Raw genomic sequence first — 16260 nt, 5'->3', positions numbered from 1 at the left:
TACCCGTTGCGCTAACGTATGGTTGCACAACAATATGATTGCAGATGGGAGTCGCGGTATGGAGATCTTCGACGCGCTCGACGGTGCGGTCACCTCGACCGCTGGCATCATCAAGACCGTGCGCCCCGACCAGCTGGATGCGACCACGCCGTGCACCCAGTGGGACGTCCGGACGCTGCTCAACCACCTTGTCGGCACGCTGTGGCTCGGCGAGGCCCTGTTCACCGACAGTGCGCCGCGCCACCCGATGCCGCCCGGTGGCCTGCCCGGCACCGACCTGGTCGGCGACGACCCGGCGACGGCGTATGCGACCGCGTCCGCCGCGCTGCTGGCCGCGGCCCGCGTCGGTGACACGCTCACCCGCCTGCACACGACGCCGCTGGGAGACATGCCCGGCCCGGCGCTCGCCGGGCTGACCACGCTCGACATCCTCGTGCATGGCTGGGACCTCGCCACCGCCACCGGCCAGCCGACAGTCCTCGACGAGGATCTGGCCAGCCACGTTCTCGCGTTCGCCGGCCAGGCCATCACCGACGACTTCCGCGGCACCGCGATCGGGCCGGCGCTCCCGGTGGCCGCGACCGCCCCGGTCACCGACCGGCTCGTGGGATTCCTCGGCCGCCAGCCGTGAACCCCGACGTGGCCCTCAAAGCGCTCGCCGAACCGAACCGGCGCGACATCCTGCGGCTGGTCTCGACCACACCCCGGTCCGTCGGCGAGATCGCCGGTCACCTCGCCATCACCTCCCAGGCCGTCTCCCGACACCTGAAGGTGCTGCACGAAGCCGGCCTGGTCGACGAGCGCCGCGAGGGCACACGTCACCTCTTCCTCGTCCGCCCCGACGGCTTCGCCGCCGTCCAGAACTTCCTCGACGACTTCTGGACCCACCACCTCGGCCAACTCAAAACCGCCCTCGAACGCCCCGCCGAGCAGCAGCCAACCGAGCCCGCGCCGGACGCTTCCGAGCCAGGGGGGCGCCGCGATGGCTGACCTCTACGCGACCGAGATCGATATCGACGCCCCCGTCGAGGATGTGTTCCGCCACCTCACCGACCCCGCCCACATGATCCGCTGGATGGGCCAGCACGCCACCCTCGACCCCACCCCCGGCGGCACCTTCCACCTCGACATCAACGGCGTCGCCGTCCGCGGGCACTACCGGATCGTCGAACCGCCCCACCGCATCGTCGTGACCTGGGGCGTCGCCGGCAGCACCGACCTACCACCCGGCACCACCGAGGTCGAGTTCACGCTCAACGCCACCCCCACCGGCACCCGCCTGCGCCTCGAACACCGCAACCTGCCCGACACCCAGACCTCCGCCCACGCCACCGGCTGGAACCACTTCCTGGACCGCCTCCAACACGCCGCCACCGGCCACGACCCAGGCCCCGACCCCTGGCAGTAACAGACGGCCCGCCCGCCCCGGACCGCGTAAGGAACGGCGCGACGACGGCACATGGCGGGACTCTCTAAGCTGGCCTCCAAGGTGCCCAGCGTTGGCTGGGTGGTGAGAAGGGCGTCCGCGGTGGCGGAGCGGGAGTTGGCCGAGGCCCAGCGCGAGCACTGGCAGCGGACCTACGGCGAGAACCCCGCCATGTACGGTCAGGAACCATCGCAGCCGGCCGTCCACGCGGCCAAAGCGTTCCGCGCGGCCGACGGCCGTAGGGTGCTGGAGCTGGGCGCCGGCCACGGCCGCGACGCGCTGTATTTCGCCCGCGCGGGCTTCACCGTGGTGGCTACCGATTTCAGTGTGGTGGGCCTGGAGCAGTTGCGCTCGGCTGCTGGTAATCAGGGCACGGCGGAGCGGATCGTCACGGCCGCCCATGACGTCCGCGAGCCATTGCCACTGAGGGACGGATCCGTGGACGCGGTGTTCGCACACATGCTGCTGAGCATGGCCCTGGCCACCGCGGAGATCCACGCGGTGGTCGCGCAGGTGCGCCGGGTGCTGCGACCGGGCGGCGTCTTCGTCTACACCGTGCGCCATACCGGCGACGCCCACTACCGGGCCGGGACCAGCCACGGCGACGACATCTGGGAGCACGGCGGTTTCGCCGTCCACTTTTTCGCGCGCGAGCTGATCGACGACCTCGCCACCGGCTGGACGCTGAACGAGGTGCACGCCTTCGAGGAAGGCGCCCTACCCCGGCGGCTATGGCGCATCACCCAGACCCTGCCCCGATAGCGCCCACGCCACCCCCGGAGCTTCTGGAGCTCGACCGCGCAGAACGGACACCGGCAGGGCACGTACGACGGCTACAAGGGGCCAGGTGGGAGCGGTCAGTCACCCCAGCCGGACTCGCCCGGCGCACTGGCGCGGCGCACGAACGCGAGAGCCGCACCGGCGGCGAGGAGGGCCGCGAGCGCCGCGAAGCCGTAGGTAAGTGTGGTGATCGAGGCGACGGTGGCGACGAGCAGCGGGCCGCCCGCGTCGCCGAGTTCGCGGCCGAGCTCGGCGGCGCCCATGGTCTGGCCCAGGCGTTCGGTAGGGGTGCTCGCGGCGAGCGCCGCGAAGCCCAGCGGGGTGATCAGACCTACCCCCACGCCGATCACCGCGGCGCCGATAAGCACGCCGGCGAGGCTGGGCAGCATCGCGCCGGCCAGACCCGCGGCGGTGACCGCCAGGCCCGCGGCCAGACCAGAACGAGTCGTCAGGCGCCGCTGATCGAGGGCACGTCCTGCCCATGGCTGAACGACGGCCGCGCACGCGGCGAGGACAGAGACGGCCGCCCCGGTCGCCGGCGCGCCCAGCCCGGCCACCCGGCCTGAGACCGGCAGGAAACCGACCCCGACGGAAAGAGCCGCTGTCGCGCCGGCCAGCGCGGCGGTCGGGGCGAGGAAGTCCGTGTCAGCCAACCGCCGGGCCAGATCCGCCACGGTCTGGCGGGACCTGGGTAGCGGCGCCACGACCGGCACGGCCAGCGCCGCCCACAGCGCGACCGTGACGCCAAGCAAGGCCAGCACCGTGAACAGCAGTCGCATACCCCCGGCCCAGACCAGCACCCCGCCCAGCAGCGGGCCCAGGGTGTAACCGATCGACTTGTAGAACCCGTAGGAGCCGAACGCCCGCCCGTGTTTCGCCGCCGGATTCAGCCGGGCGACCAGCGCTGAGGCCGACGGGGAGAAAGCCGACGCCGCGGCGCCCTGGCCAAGACGCGCGGCCCACAGCCAGCCCGGACTGTCCGCCACCGCATACAGCGCAGACGCCAGAGCAAAGGCCGTCAGCCCACCGAGCAGCACCGGCCGGGCACCGACGCGGTCAGCGAGACCACCGAACACCGGTTTGAGCAGCACCTCAGCCCCGTCATACAGGGCCAGCAGCCCACCGAGCACCAGAAGCGAGGTGACAGCGTGCCCGGAGGCCGCGCCGAGGCTCGCGGCGATGCCATGCGCGCCGAACGCGGTGGTGAACCCGGCCGCGTACAGCGGCCACATCTGCCCGGCCGGCGCCGCGGGCGCCGCCGCTGACCCGGTCATCGGTCACGCGGCGCGCGGAAGACGCCCTCGGCGTAGACCTCGCGCACCGCGACGCACCCCATCAGCTGTCGGCTAGCCTCGGTCGACTCCGGAGCGCCGAACAGTCGCACGCCGTCAGGTCGCGATGCCAGCGCCGGCGCGAAATCAAGGCTCATATCTCCTGGTCGCCGATGACAGACCAGAACGAGATGCCGCTGCCCTGGTGCGCGACGACAAGCAGACTGGACCGGTCTTGGCCTAGCGGCCCCGTCGCCAGTGTGGTCACCGAGCAACTCAGCTGGGCCATCTCGGTGCCCGGTGCCGTCGGGTCCCAGAGCAGCACTCGCCGGTCGGTGCCGCCTGTGACGATCCTGCCGTCGGGCAGCACGGCCACCGCCCTCACCGGGCCGTCGTGGCGGCCCAGTTCGATCGGTCCCGCTTCGGGCTGGGTCAGGTCCCAGAGCAGCACCTGCCCATCGGTGCCGCCTGTGACAATCCTGCCGTCGGGCAGGACGGCCACCGCCTCAACCGAGATATTGCCGCGGCCCACTTCGATCGGGGGGCCGTTACCCGTTGCCAATGTGTACATCGCCGGCACCGGGCCGTCGTGGCGGCCCAGTTCGGTCGGGTCGATACCCGGTGTCGCCGGGTCCCACAGCAGCACCCGCGGGTCGCCGCCGCCGGTGGCGAGCCGGCCGTCGGGTAGCACTGCCATGGCCAGCACACTGGTGTCGTCGCGACCCAGTTCGGTCGGGCCGGCGCCCGGCGCCGCCGGTTCCCATAGCAGCATAGGCCCGTTGAGATTGCCGGTGGCGAGCCTGCCGTCGGGCAGCACGGCCGCCGCCTGCACCACGCCGTGACCCAGTTCAGTCGGGCCCGCGCTGGGCCTGGCCGGGTCCCACCTCAGTATGCGGCCGTCGGCTCCGCCGCTGGCGAGCCGACCGTCTAGCAGTGTGGTCACCGCCAACACCCATTGGTCGTGGCGGCCCAATTCGGTGGGGCCGATGTCGGGCAGGGTCGGGTCCCACAGCAGCACCCGCCCGTCGCCGCCGCCGGTAGCGAGCCGGCCGTCGGGCAGCACGGCCATCGCCAGCACCTCGTCGTCGTGGCGGCCAAGTTCCGTCGGGTCGGTGCCGGGCAGGGTCGGGTCCCACACCAGCACCCGTCCGTCGTGGCTGCCGGTGGCGAGCCGGCCGTCGGGCAGCGCCGCGGCTACCTTGATCGCGTTGTTGACCCCGCCCAATTCAGTAGGGTCGGCACCAGGCGCCGCGGGGTCCCAGAGCAGCGGCCGTCCATCGAAGCCTGGCGCCGCCACCCTGCCGTCGAGCAGCACGACTGGCGCCTGCAGCGTGCCGTAGCCCAGTTCGATCGGGCCAGTTCCCGGCGTGGCCGGGTCCCACACCAGCAACTGCCCGTCGACGAGGCTGCCGCTTGTGACGAGCCGGCCGTCGGGCAGCGCGGCTACCGCGTTGCCGTGGCGGCCTAGCTGGGTAGGGGCGGCGTCGGGCTGGGTCGGGTCCCATAGCAGCAGGCGTCCGTAGTACTCGTTGGTGGCGAGCCGGCCGTCGGGCAGCACTGCCATCGCCGACACATGGTCGTGGCGGCCTAGCTCGGTCGGGGGGGTGCCCGGCGCTGCCGGGTCCCAGGCCAGCAGCCGCCCACCCGTGCCCGCGGTGGCGAGCCGGCCGTCGGGCAGCACTGCCATCGCCCGCACTGCTGCCGGAAACGCGCTGCGGCCGTTGCGGCCCAGTTCGGTCGGGTCGGCGTCCGGCGCTGCCGGGTCCCAGGCCAGCAGCCGCCCACCCGTGACTGCGGTGGCGACCCGCCCGTCGGGCAACGCCGTCATCGTCCGCACCGGGCCGTCGTGGCGGCCGAGTTCGGCGGCCAGAGCGGGGCTGGCTCGGCGTGTAGTCCAGAGCGGTACCAGGCCGGGGCCGGGTTGGGCGCGTAGCCGGGTGCGCAGGTCGGCGGCGAGGCGGTCCTCGGCGAGTTCCGCGGCTTGCAGGCACAGCTGCCGTGCCACATAGCCAGGCTGGTGCAGTAGTGGGGAGAGCCGCAGCTGGTGGGCCTGGCCGGTGACGGTCGCCAGGGTCGCCGCGACCGCCGGATGGGTCGGGTCTGCCGCGGCGGCCCGGCGCAGGTCGGCCAGGACCCAGTCCGCGCCCGCCGTCTCGATGGCCGCCACGACCCAGCCGGCATCGCCGGCCAGTCCCGACAACCGCTGCGGCTGCCGGGCTAACGTGCACGCGTAGGAGTCCAGCAGGTAGCGCGGTGTCCCGTCCCCGCCATCGGTCGGGGCAGGCCAGCCGGCGTCCCGCCAGCCATCGGCCCACCGGTCAATGCGGCGGCGGAAGTCGGGGTCGGCCAGATCGTCGTGGGTGCGGGCGTGGGCGAGCAGGGATTCGTGGGCGAACTGCCAGCGCCGGGCGCCGGTTGGCCCGACCGGCTGCACGCTGCGGGCCGCCCGGTCGGACAGCAGCCTTCGCACCTTGCGGGTCAGGGCGGCCGAGCGCGGCGCCACCTCAGCCAGGGCGGTCAGGTCTTCGATGGCCAACGGCCCGGCCGCCGCCGCGAGCAGCCCCAACACGTCGGCCGCCAGTCCAGTCTCATCGTCGCGAGTCAGCTCGTCGATCTCCTGGCGTGCCAGCGCGGCCAGTTCCTGCGCGCCGGCAAACGGCTCCACCTCCACCGGCTGTACGGCAGGCAGCGGATGGCCGACCGGCACGTCGCCCGGGAGAGCAGGATAAGGCCGACTCGCGACCAGCACGTGGGCACGTCCGCCCACCCCAGCCGGCAGCACCGCGGCGACGCTGGGCAGCCCAGGCGGTCGCAGGTCCTCGTCGAGGCCGTCGACGACGAGCAGCAGGTGACGGTCCTGCGCGGCAGCACGGTCCACCGCCCGCTGCCACAGCGCCCGCAACTGGTGCAGATCCGCCGTGGGCGGCTCCTGGTCACCCACCAGGTACGCCAGCTGAGGGACCACGGCGGCCAGGAACCGGGCGCTGTCCGCGTCGGCTTCCCGCCGGGACAGGAAGTAGCTGACCACGTCGACCTGCGGGGGCAGCGCCGCGACCACCGCCTCGGCGAGCAGCGACGTCTTGCCCGCCCACGCCCCACCGACCAGACACCGGTAGCCCTCGGATCCGACCGCGAAGGAGGCGATGTCGGCCAGCTCCCGTTGCCGGCCGACCAGCGGCGACGTCCGCCGGTGGATCTCTCGCACGGTCGCCTGATACGCCGGCCGCGCCGACCCGACCGGCCCGATTGGCAACCAGCGCAGCGCGCCTGGACCGGACACTCCCAGCCGCGCCCACCACCCGGCCGGTTCGGTGACCCCGCGACTCCACCCCGGATGGTCAGAATCGGCCTGCAACGCGGTCAGGGGGGTCAGGGTGAGGGCCGAGGAACCCGCCCGCGGCGCATGCTCGGTGACCACTCCGACCAGAAAGCCCTCGGCGACGACCGGGCCGCCGGACATCCCCGACCACTCCGATTCGCCCACCGCGACCCGCTCCGGCGGCAACGGCCGGGGAGTGCTGGACACCTGCAACGACAACAGACCGCCCGCCAGCAGCGACAGCGCGGGAATGTGGCCGAACGCGTCGACGGTGTCCCGGACCGGGACACCGTCCGGCCCGGCCCGCTCCATAAACGCCGGATACCCGATCGCGTGACACCGCTCCACCGGATCACCCGTCGGACTGTCCCGGTCCACCTTGGCCAGGCCCATCGGCGGCAGGTCCAGCCCCACGACACTCACCAGCGCGAGGTCCGGGCCCGGCCCGTCCACATCCCCGATAAACCTCGGATCCAGCGCCGCCGCACGCACCACCTTGTCAGAAGTGCGCACGACGACACCGAGCGCCGCCGCCACGACGTGCGCCGCCGTCAGCACCCACCCGCCCGCCACCACGCAGCCCGACCCGTACCGGTACCGAGGACTCATCTCCGCACCACGATCGGCGATCACCTCCACCACCCGGACAGCCAGCGGCACGATCGCCATCGGCTACCCCTTCAACACGTCATCGGCCGCGGCGACCTTCACCGAGTTACCCGCACGATCCACCGGCGCCCCGAACACCACCGTCACCGTCTGTTGCGTCCCGCGCTCCCGGCTGGCACCCCCACCCAACTCAAGGTCGACCACCGGGACCTTGAAACCCGCCTTACCGTCCGCGGACCTCGTCGCCGTAACCGTCAACTCCACCGTCATCGACTCCACCGGCAGCTGAATATCCGCGCCGGCACCCGCCGCGCGAGCCTTCAACAGCTCGTCACGGAGCACCCCGATCGCGTCCGCCAACCCCAAGCCGTCCACCGACCCGGCGTTCCGCTCACCCACCCGTGGCCTCCCCACGTCGCACGGCGGGGCATCTCACACAGCGCAGGCAAGACCCGGCCCCGTTGGCCCAGAGAATACGACCGCACCACCCCACGCATCCGCTGCCGGCACACGATCGCAGGGCGGATCTCGCGGAGGCCGAAGCACGCCCACGGCGCGACGAACGAGACGGGCTCTGGTACCTGGCGCTCCCGTCGGCGGCCCGGCCGGAGCGCCACCAGGGTCGATGTCGGCCCGCCGCTTTTGATGCGGTGCGCTGAGCGTCCGGGACCGCCGCCGAAACGTGGGGGCGCTGCTCGCTTGACGTGGTTCCGGCCCCTTCGCCCTCACTCAGATACGGCCAGCGTGGCTGCCGAATCGTCCACCACCGCCGGACAGGACGATCCCGGGCGAACAGTGGGAAGTGCGAAGATTGAGGTGTGACGCTCACGGGGGGTCCCGTTGATCCGGAAGGGTGGGACTTCTTCGTCTCGTACACGGGCAAGGACCGAGCATGGGCCGAATGGCTGGCCTGGCAACTGGAGGACGCCGGACACAGCGTTCTGATCCAGGCGTGGGACTTCGTCGCGGGTTCCGACTGGGCGGCGCGGATGGACCAGGGCATCCGGTTGGCCCGGCGGACAATCGCCGTGTTGTCGGACGCCTACCTCGGTTCGGTCTACGGCGCCCAGGAGTGGCGCTCGGCGCAGGTAGCCGACCCGGGAGGGTTCGCTCGAAAGTTGCTACCGATCCGCATTGAGGACTGCCCGCGCCCCGGTCTGCTTCGCACGATCGTGTCCATTGACCTGTTCGGCCTGACGCCGGAGGACGCCCGCCGACGGCTTCTTGAGCACGTCCGTGGCGCGATCGATGGCCGTATCAAGCCCCCTGTGGCGCCGAGCTTCCCGACGCCCCCGCGCGAGGCTCCGCCGGCCAGGCGACCGGACTTCCCGACCACGCAAAGCCCGGCCGTGACCCGCGCCCTCAACGCGACCTGGTCCAGCAGCAAGGGCAGACGCGCCACCCGGCGGCCGGCTCCCGCAGATCCTGCCGGCCCACGGCCACTTGGCGATCCGCTCACCGGCCACACCGCCGGAGTGCAGTCCTTGGCTTTTTCCCCAGACGGGCAGCTCCTGGCCACCGCCAGCGCCGACACAACGGTCCGGCTGTGGAACGTCACCGACCCAGCCGACCCCGAGCCGCTCGGCCAACCCCTCGACGGAAACGCTCGGCTGTTGTCAGTGGCGTTCTCCCCAGACGGTCAGACCTTGGCCACCACCAGCGACGACACGACGGTGCAACTGTGGGACCTCACCGACCCAGCCGACCCCGGACCGCTCGGCCAGCCCCTCACCGGGCATTCCGATTGGGTCTGGTCGGTGGCGTTCTCGCCCGACGGACAGATCCTGGCGACCGCCAGCGACGACAAGACGGTTCGACTGTGGGACGTCGCCGGGCGACGGCGGCTCGGCAAACCCCTCACCAGCGACAAGGCCCCCATGTTGGCTGTGGCGTTCTCCCCGGACGGCAAGACCCTGGCCACCGGCGACGACAACAAGACCCAGCTGTGGGACCTGAGCGACCCGGCCCGCCCTCAACGGCTCGGCACGCTTCTCGTGACCGAACCGACCCGCCGACGGCGGCTCGGCGCGCGTCTCACCGAGGAGAAGGCCTGGGTGTCGTCCGTAGCCTTCTCCCCAGACGGGCGCGCCTTGGCGACTGCCGGCGGCGACAGGGCGGTGTGGCTATGGGACGTGACCGACCCGGCCCGCCCACAGGCACTCGGTCAGCCGCTCACCGGCCACACCGATGACGTGCGGTCCGTGGCCTTCGCCCCGGACGGACGAACCCTGGCCAGCGCCAGTATCGACAACACGCTCCGACTATGGGACGTGACCGACCCGGCCCGCTCACAGGCACTCGGTGAGCCTCTCACCGGCCACACCGACGGGGTGCAGTCCGTGGCTTTCGCCCCGGACGGACGAATCCTGGCCAGCGCCAGCACCGACAGCACGGTCCGACTATGGAGACTCTGATCAGCCATTGCTTCACGGAGGTTGCCGGTCAGCTCAGGTCACCTCAACCAAACCTCCACAAATGCGTCAGGTCTGCCGAAATGCGCGTCGCCACCGTCGCGCCGAGGCCCAGCGGACCAGCCGCGATGGCCGGCATCGGCCCCTACCACCATGCCTCCGCGAGCCCGCTCCCTGAACCACGCCGGCCGCCGTGCCGGCTGGGCGACGTGCCGAGCCGGCACGTTCACCAGCGGAAGGGGACGAGGTCAGGCTGCGCGTTGCTGGTCGTCGGGTCCGGTCGGAGGCATCGGCTGGCGATCCTGCTCCGGCATGACATGCAGCGGTCGTGGACTGGGGCCCTCGCACCGTAGGAAACCCTCCCAGGCGCGAGACGGCTGGCCGTCTACCTGTCGGGCAGTTTGTTCTGTAGGTCCCAGGCCGCCGAGGTCAGTTGGTCGACGACCGAGGGAAGCTTTTCAAGCTTTCTCGCCGCCCGGTCAAGCATGGTGACCACGTCCAGGTTGACGGAAGACTGCAACTTCCTCGCCGCTCGGTCGAGGGTCGTGACGGAGTCCTGGTTCAAGGCGGAACTCGCCAGGTTTGCCTCTTCAAGTTGCCGCAGCAGGTCCCGAAGCACCGCCGCCGCTTGGGAGTCGACCTCCTCGAAGCGGGCAATGGCCGCGTTCAGCTCCCGGTCCCGCTGATGGAGCACGTCGAGGATCATCTCCTCCAGGCGCGCCTCGGTCACCTGGCGCAGACCGGCCAGGGCGGTCTGGCCCGCCGCTTCTCGCTGCGCCTTCCAGCTCCTGAGCAGTTGGACCGGATACTCATCCGGGCTGGTCTTGTCGACGACCTTGTGATGCGGCGTGCACAGGAGAATCAGGTTCCCGAACGCGTTTCGTTCCTCGATGCTCATGCGAGCGTCATAGCGCGGTCCGCCAGGGCTCAATGCCGCGATGTGTGCGGTCTGAAGATTGGTGACCGGCATCCCTTTGATGAATATGACTACTGGCTCGGCGCAATCAGGCCAGTAACAGGATCCGCGACACAGTGAGGTGAGAGCTGCAACGACACCCGGCGGATAGGATCGTTTGCCTGCCATTCGCCTCGTCTCCCGGGCCAAACCGGCTCGCCACCCGTACCAGAAAAGTATTGCGCCACTCGCACGACCGTGTCTCCGGAATCGCGCGCTCGCCAGGACCGGTGGGGCCCGTTCCGCCCGGACGGGCAGACGGCAACCGGGAGGGCGGCCATGATCTTCACTACGAGATGACGACCTTCCTCGGCCGATGGAGGTAGCGGGCAGGCCGGAGCCTCCCGCAAGGTGCCGCGCGATGACTTACCCTCGCCTGCCGGTGCGGGTACCGGTTGCTCGGAGGCCGGTCCCGGCTGAGTCCCGTGCGTCGATCGCTGCGCGACAGCCGGTGCAGCATGCGGCCGGCGCGACCCGACCTCGGCCTCCGACGTTCGCGCGGTCCCCACGGCGTTCATCGACCGAACCTCCCCAGCGACCTCGGGGCGGCCCAGGCGGGCCCCCGGGTCGCCGCAGCACTGTCACCACGGGCCAGGGGCGAGCCCTCCCGCGCATCCACCGGCTCCCAGCGCAGCCGGGCTGATCTCGCTCCAGCCGTCCTCGCCGGTCGAAGGCACGAGGGGCGTCGTATCGGGAGGACTTTCTTGGCTTCTGTGGGCCGGATCGCTGGCCGCGGCGTTAGGCGAGCACGGCCTGCTGGATCGCTGTCCAGTTCCCTGCGCGCCACCAGTCGAACAGGTCTCGGGCGGCGAGGACGGGAAATCGCAGCGTGCCTACGAACGCTTGATCGGTGTAAACCTTGGGAGATCTCTGGGCCGGCAGCTTCCCGTGTTCGTGATTGACGATCAGGACGCCGCCGCCGACTGGCTCGTTCGGTCGCAGGGCTGGCCACTTCTGGAGGTGCGTGGTGAGCTTGCCCGCGAGCGATTGTGGCGCGGCTCCGCTCGTAGACTTGACCTCGACGAGGCGGCGCTCCGGACCGCGGGTGACCAGCAGGTCGGCCGACAGCGTGCCGCCGAGGTAGCGGTCAAGGTCGACGACGGTGAAACCGGCGTCTGCGAGTACCTTGCCGACGGCGGCCTCTAGTTCCGCGCCCGTCCCGTCCAGCAGTCCACCGCGGATCCCTTCGGCCGCGGTTCGCGCCTGCGTGAGCGCCGCCTGTCGGCTGGTCTTCTCCGCGGCGTGCCTGGCAGACATCTGATCCAGCGCCTTCTGTGCCGCCAGCTCCGCCGGTGTCTGCAGGGCGGGGTGGACGTGCAGCGGCGAACGCGCGCGGTGCAGCGCGCCGATCACGAACTCAGGCAACGCGTGGCCGATGAGCCAGTCAAGCAGCATGTTCCAGTCCGTGCCGTACGGGACGATGTACCACCGCTGGCTCCCGTCAGGGGCGACCCAGACACCGACAACCGTCTCGTCCAGAGGACCGAGGAGCAGCGGAACAAGATCCCCTTGAGGGGGTGGCGCCGGGCTGGTCCCTCTGCGTGCCCACTGGGCGGGCCCGGAGCCGAGCGCGAGGGACCACCACCTCGCGCCACGACGGTCGTCCTTCAGCCGCGTCCCGAGATCATGATCTGCGTGTCCCAGGCCCGGCGCCAGGCGCGGCTGTGCACCGTTGCCAAGGAGCCGGCCACGGACCGAGACGACATCAGTGAGATTGACGGTCGGGAGCATGTCAGTGGGTGGGCCGTTGCGGACGGTGTCGACGTCGCCGCGTCCGAGCATCGCGACGACCAGCGCGGGCTCGTCGCGTCGCTTCGCGCCCTCGAAGAAGCGGTTCAGCTCGGCCGTGCTGTGGATACCCGGCGCGAGCGCGGCGGCGCAGTCGCTCGTCTCCCAGCCCAGCCACCTTGGGTCGACATGGCGGGCCCGCCAATCGAAGTTTCGGTCAGACAGGGGAGACGCGGGCTGGGCCGGGGGCGGCGGTGGACTCCCCAGCGAGATCGTCGACCTGACCGGTACGGCCGTCTTCGGATCGCGCAAGCCGATGCATAGCGGCACCAGACCGCCCGTGTTACCCACGTCGCCACGATATCGACGCGGCGTGATCCTTTGGTCCGGCCGGGCGCCCCGGTGATCAACTGGGGTTGGGGGCGGGGAACACCGACCTGGCGTTGCAGCGCCGAGGCTCCCGCCAGCCTTAGGGCGGCGCCACGATCCAGCGGAGACAGGTCGGAGTCGCCGGTACTCCAGCCACTCGGCTGCGACCGGGCCCGGATCACGATCAACAGAGCGGCGCCGCCGGCAGTCGCAGAGTGAGAACGCCAGGGCCAAAGCCCGGCGGTGGGCGGGTCTGCCGGAGGGAGGAACGGCGACGTCGCCAAGCGCACAGCGACGCCGACCGAGCCAGGGCCTGGAACTCGTCTCCGGAGGCGGCCGAGCTGGCGAACAACGAAGTCCTGCAGGCGATGTGGAACACCGTCTTGGGCGGCGGCGACGACTTCATGTGCAAAGACGACCGATAGCAGCGCGCGACGGCGCCATGCGGCGACCGGCGAGGCCCGAAACGCTGGCCCCCGGCGCGGAACCGCCCGATCACGGTGGTGCGCGCCTGCGGCGCGACCTTCGGCGAGCGAGACAGGCCCTGGTACCTGCCACTCCCCGAAGACGGGTGCCGCTGATCGGTGAGCCGGGCGATACGCCCTGCTCACCGATCAGCGGCGATGCGAGAACGGCCTCAGGCCGCGACCTGCTCGCCGTCGAGCCCGGTGGGTGGCATGGGCTGGGGTGGATGCAGCCGTTTCGGCGGCTCGACGTCGAGATCGGTTTCGGTCCTGTCCGGTCTCGTGAGGGGCCTGGCTGTGGGAGGCCAGAGGCTGGCGAGCTGGACCAGGCTGAGGCGCCCGGTCCCGGGTCGGGCGAGGGGCAGCCAGCGGGTGAGGGTGGCGTCCAGGTGCTCGTCGGGTTCGGCGAGGTCCGCGGCGGTCGTCGCGATCGGCACCCGCGCCGGATGGTCGAGGCCGCGCAGCGCCTCAGTGAGCACCTCGCGCAGACGCGCTTCGCGGCGCACGGTGGTGGTCCAGATCAGGATCGGCGTGTGGATGTTGGTAGCCTCCGCGAGCCGATCGTAGGCGTTGATCTTGAAGGTGAGGCGGCGGAGCGTCTCGGTGCCGAAGTCCAGCTCGAGGAACCACTCGACCTCGCCGCGGCCCTGCTTCCAGCGGCCATAGGCATCCGGGCGCACGATGTCCCCGAACGACCGGGCGCACCGTTCCTCCGACCACCAGGCGGTGAGCCGGCCGGGGGCCTGGGGCTGGCGGGCGTGGTGGATCAGCCGGGTGAACATCCCGTTGACCGCGACCCGGTGGGCCAGGTGCAGGGAGTGGGCGATACCGATGGCCCGGTCGTGCTGGTAGCCGATCTTCTTCGGGTCCAGGCCGTCCTCATGCGCCAGCACCGCGGCGCCGGCGACGTCCAGGACGTAGTGCATGGGCGACAGGCCGCTGACCGCCAAAGGTTGGAAGCGGTCGAGGACCCGCCAGCGGTAGAGCTCCAGGAGGCGGATGTTCGCCGAGCGGCGGGTCTCCCAGCCGAGTTCGACGATCTGGTGGGTCGTCAACACCCGGTGTTCGTGGATCATCCGGACGATCCAGCGGTCCCGTGGTGTGAGGTGGCGGGCCAGCCACAGTTGGTGCTCACCGGAGGACACGACGCGGGCGGCGGGACGGTTGTAGGTACGGCGGCCGAGGTAGGTCTGCTGCGGCGGATTCGTGATCATGAGTGGGGGTCTCCTTATGGGTTGGTCAGGCAGGTGAGGGTGGGTGGGGCGGATCGCACAGACAGGCGGGGAAGAACGGGAAGCTGGGGCCGGTCGGGGTGAGCGGACCGGCGCGGGTCCGTGTCCGGATGCGCCGCCCGCTGGCACGCGGGATGCGTACCTGTCCCCTCCGGCGGGGCCCGTTACCCGACCGTGGCGAGCAGGCCGGACGTGGCCCGCTCGACCGGACCGAGGTCCACCAGGTCGAGATCGTCTGAGACGATCTCCGCCGCGTCCCCGTCCGCGGGCTGGCTGTGCGCAGGTGGCGGGAACGAAGCCGTGGCGATCGAGGGCGGGTCGCTCGCAGCGTGTTCGCCGAAGACCCGGTGGGCGTCGGCGCGTAGCTCCTTGACCAGCGCCCGCGCGCGTTTCGAGCCGACCTTCAGCCGTCGGCGTAGCTCGTCCGAGGAGATCGGCCGGCGGTGTTCCTCCCAGTAACGGGCATCCTCGCGCCGCGCCCGCTCCAACAGCCCACCATCCACCAGCGGACCGGACCCGTCCGGCGCGCGCTGCGCCGGCACAGCCGCCACCGGCGCCGCCTCCCGGACCACCCGAACCGGCGGGACCGCCGGCACGACAGCGGCCTGCGCCGGTGTGCCAACCTCCACCGGCCGCCGATCGGACTCGGCCATGGCGGCGGGAAGCGGCCCAGGGTGGCGCATCGCGCGCAACAACCCCGGGCCGACCTCGCTCCACCCGAACAGCAAAGCCGGACCGACCGCGTCGAACGCCGCCTTCCCGTACTCCCCCGCGATCACCGGCTCGGCGACGTTCAACGCCAACGTCACCAGGCTCGAAAACACCAGCAACCTGCGCGCCGGACGCAGCAACTCCACCGGCGCACCCTGCACCGCCAGCTGCCGCGTCCCCAACAAAAGGCCCACCACCGACAGGTCCACCGCCGGAGCCACCAGCGGCGCCACCCACACCGGCACCCCCAACCGCAACCCCAGCTGGAACACGTTGCCGAACCCAAAAGCGAAAGTGAGGCCCACAACCACAACCATGATCACCGTGACGAGGGTGACCGTCACATCACCGCCGACCGGCCGCTGTCCCGTCGCGGTCGCACCATCGCGGGCCATCAGACGCCACCCCCGCCGACCGCCCGCGCACCCACCAGATCCGACGCGTTACCCGGCGTAATAGGCACCGGTACACGGGCCGACACGACCAGGGCGGCCCTCGCCTGAATATGCGATGATGCTGTCCGAGCCTCCCCGGGGGCACCCACGAAAGCCCAGGTCGTAGGCGCGATTCCAGCGGCGGCCTCGTTGGCGGTCGCGATCTTGATCACCGTCTAGCCACCTTTGCGGTCAGCCCATCGGTTCGAGCGGCGCGGTCACCAGACATCCTGCGGAGCACAGCCCAGCCGGCGACGGCGTCTGGCGTGTCCGGGGATCTTCGAGTGGCGAGGACGCAGGTCGGTCAGGTGTCGGCCTCGTCCTGAGCCGATCTCGTCCGAGATCGTCGCCCTCCGCGGCCTCGGCCGCCGGCGGTTGATCGCCGTTTTGGCCCTGGCATGGTCGTGACCTGGGCGTCTCCACGACCACCACAGGGCCGAAACGGCGATCATGGGCACGAACGTGCCGGCGAACGACCGGCGCGGCCAAGATCGGCAGACATCCGGCCCGGGCGCCTCGGCCGGACGCGGCGCCGGACCTGAAGATCTACG

Annotated in this window: 12 protein-coding genes; 5 read left to right on the top strand and 7 right to left on the bottom strand. The window is 71.3% G+C overall.

Features of this window, described 5'->3' with window-relative positions; all coding sequences use genetic code 11:
• The first annotated feature begins 58 nt into the window (after positions 1-58).
• From FRAEUI1C_RS04350 to FRAEUI1C_RS04335, 4 genes are all read left to right on the top strand, one after another.
• The gene (locus tag FRAEUI1C_RS04350) at positions 59-631 is read left to right on the top strand and encodes a TIGR03086 family metal-binding protein (RefSeq protein WP_013422067.1); all 573 of its coding nucleotides are present in this window, start codon (positions 59-61) and stop codon (positions 629-631) included.
• Positions 628-990, top strand: coding sequence for an ArsR/SmtB family transcription factor (locus FRAEUI1C_RS04345; RefSeq protein ID WP_013422066.1), 363 nt, complete (start codon positions 628-630; stop codon positions 988-990). The genes FRAEUI1C_RS04350 and FRAEUI1C_RS04345 overlap by 4 nt, the downstream gene beginning before the upstream one ends.
• Positions 983-1408, top strand: coding sequence for an SRPBCC family protein (locus FRAEUI1C_RS04340; protein WP_013422065.1), 426 nt, complete (start codon positions 983-985; stop codon positions 1406-1408). Before FRAEUI1C_RS04345 ends, FRAEUI1C_RS04340 begins: the two co-directional genes overlap by 8 nt.
• A 120-nt stretch (positions 1409-1528) precedes the next feature.
• Complete coding sequence (locus FRAEUI1C_RS04335; protein WP_041260125.1) at positions 1529-2188, top strand: class I SAM-dependent methyltransferase; 660 nt, start codon at positions 1529-1531, stop codon at positions 2186-2188.
• A gap of 95 nt (positions 2189-2283) precedes the next feature.
• Here FRAEUI1C_RS04335 and FRAEUI1C_RS04330 read toward each other — a convergent pair whose 3' ends face one another.
• The 3 genes from FRAEUI1C_RS04330 to FRAEUI1C_RS04320 all read right to left on the bottom strand — a co-directional run bounded on the left by FRAEUI1C_RS04330 (position 2284) and on the right by FRAEUI1C_RS04320 (position 7804).
• On the bottom strand, positions 2284-3480 hold the full coding sequence (locus FRAEUI1C_RS04330) for an MFS transporter (RefSeq protein WP_013422063.1): 1197 nt from the start codon (positions 3478-3480) through the stop codon (positions 2284-2286).
• A gap of 151 nt (positions 3481-3631) precedes the next feature.
• Entirely contained in the window at positions 3632-7465 is a 3834-nt protein-coding gene (locus FRAEUI1C_RS04325) for a trypsin-like peptidase domain-containing protein (protein ID WP_013422061.1), read from the bottom strand.
• 3 nt (positions 7466-7468) lie between these two features.
• Complete coding sequence (locus FRAEUI1C_RS04320; protein ID WP_013422060.1) at positions 7469-7804, bottom strand: trypco2 family protein; 336 nt, start codon at positions 7802-7804, stop codon at positions 7469-7471.
• A gap of 419 nt (positions 7805-8223) precedes the next feature.
• Here FRAEUI1C_RS04320 and FRAEUI1C_RS04315 point away from each other — a divergent pair, with 419 nt between their 5' ends.
• Positions 8224-9819, top strand: coding sequence for a toll/interleukin-1 receptor domain-containing protein (locus tag FRAEUI1C_RS04315; protein ID WP_013422059.1), 1596 nt, complete (start codon positions 8224-8226; stop codon positions 9817-9819).
• A gap of 382 nt (positions 9820-10201) precedes the next feature.
• Here the strand turns inward: FRAEUI1C_RS04315 and FRAEUI1C_RS40075 are convergent, their stop codons facing one another.
• The 4 genes from FRAEUI1C_RS40075 to FRAEUI1C_RS04295 form a co-directional block, all read right to left on the bottom strand.
• Positions 10202-10714: a hypothetical protein gene (locus FRAEUI1C_RS40075; RefSeq protein WP_049806812.1), complete on the bottom strand. Its 513-nt coding sequence runs from the start codon at positions 10712-10714 to the stop codon at positions 10202-10204.
• A gap of 795 nt (positions 10715-11509) precedes the next feature.
• The gene (locus tag FRAEUI1C_RS39305) at positions 11510-12166 is read right to left on the bottom strand and encodes a hypothetical protein (protein WP_157734811.1); all 657 of its coding nucleotides are present in this window, start codon (positions 12164-12166) and stop codon (positions 11510-11512) included.
• Between the two features lie 1339 nt (positions 12167-13505).
• Positions 13506-14546, bottom strand: a complete 1041-nt coding sequence (locus tag FRAEUI1C_RS04300) for a replication-relaxation family protein (RefSeq protein ID WP_013422056.1) — start codon at positions 14544-14546, stop codon at positions 13506-13508.
• A gap of 182 nt (positions 14547-14728) precedes the next feature.
• A complete protein-coding gene (locus tag FRAEUI1C_RS04295; protein ID WP_013422055.1) occupies positions 14729-15670 on the bottom strand; it encodes a hypothetical protein in 942 nt (313 codons plus the stop codon).
• Positions 15671-16260: the final 590 nt, after the last annotated feature.

It is taken from the genome of Pseudofrankia inefficax (assembly GCF_000166135.1).
GTDB lineage: Bacteria > Actinomycetota > Actinomycetes > Frankiales > Frankiaceae > Pseudofrankia > Pseudofrankia inefficax.
The sequence above is the reverse complement of the archived record's forward strand: the minus strand, read 5'-3'. Positions and strand labels throughout refer to the sequence as shown.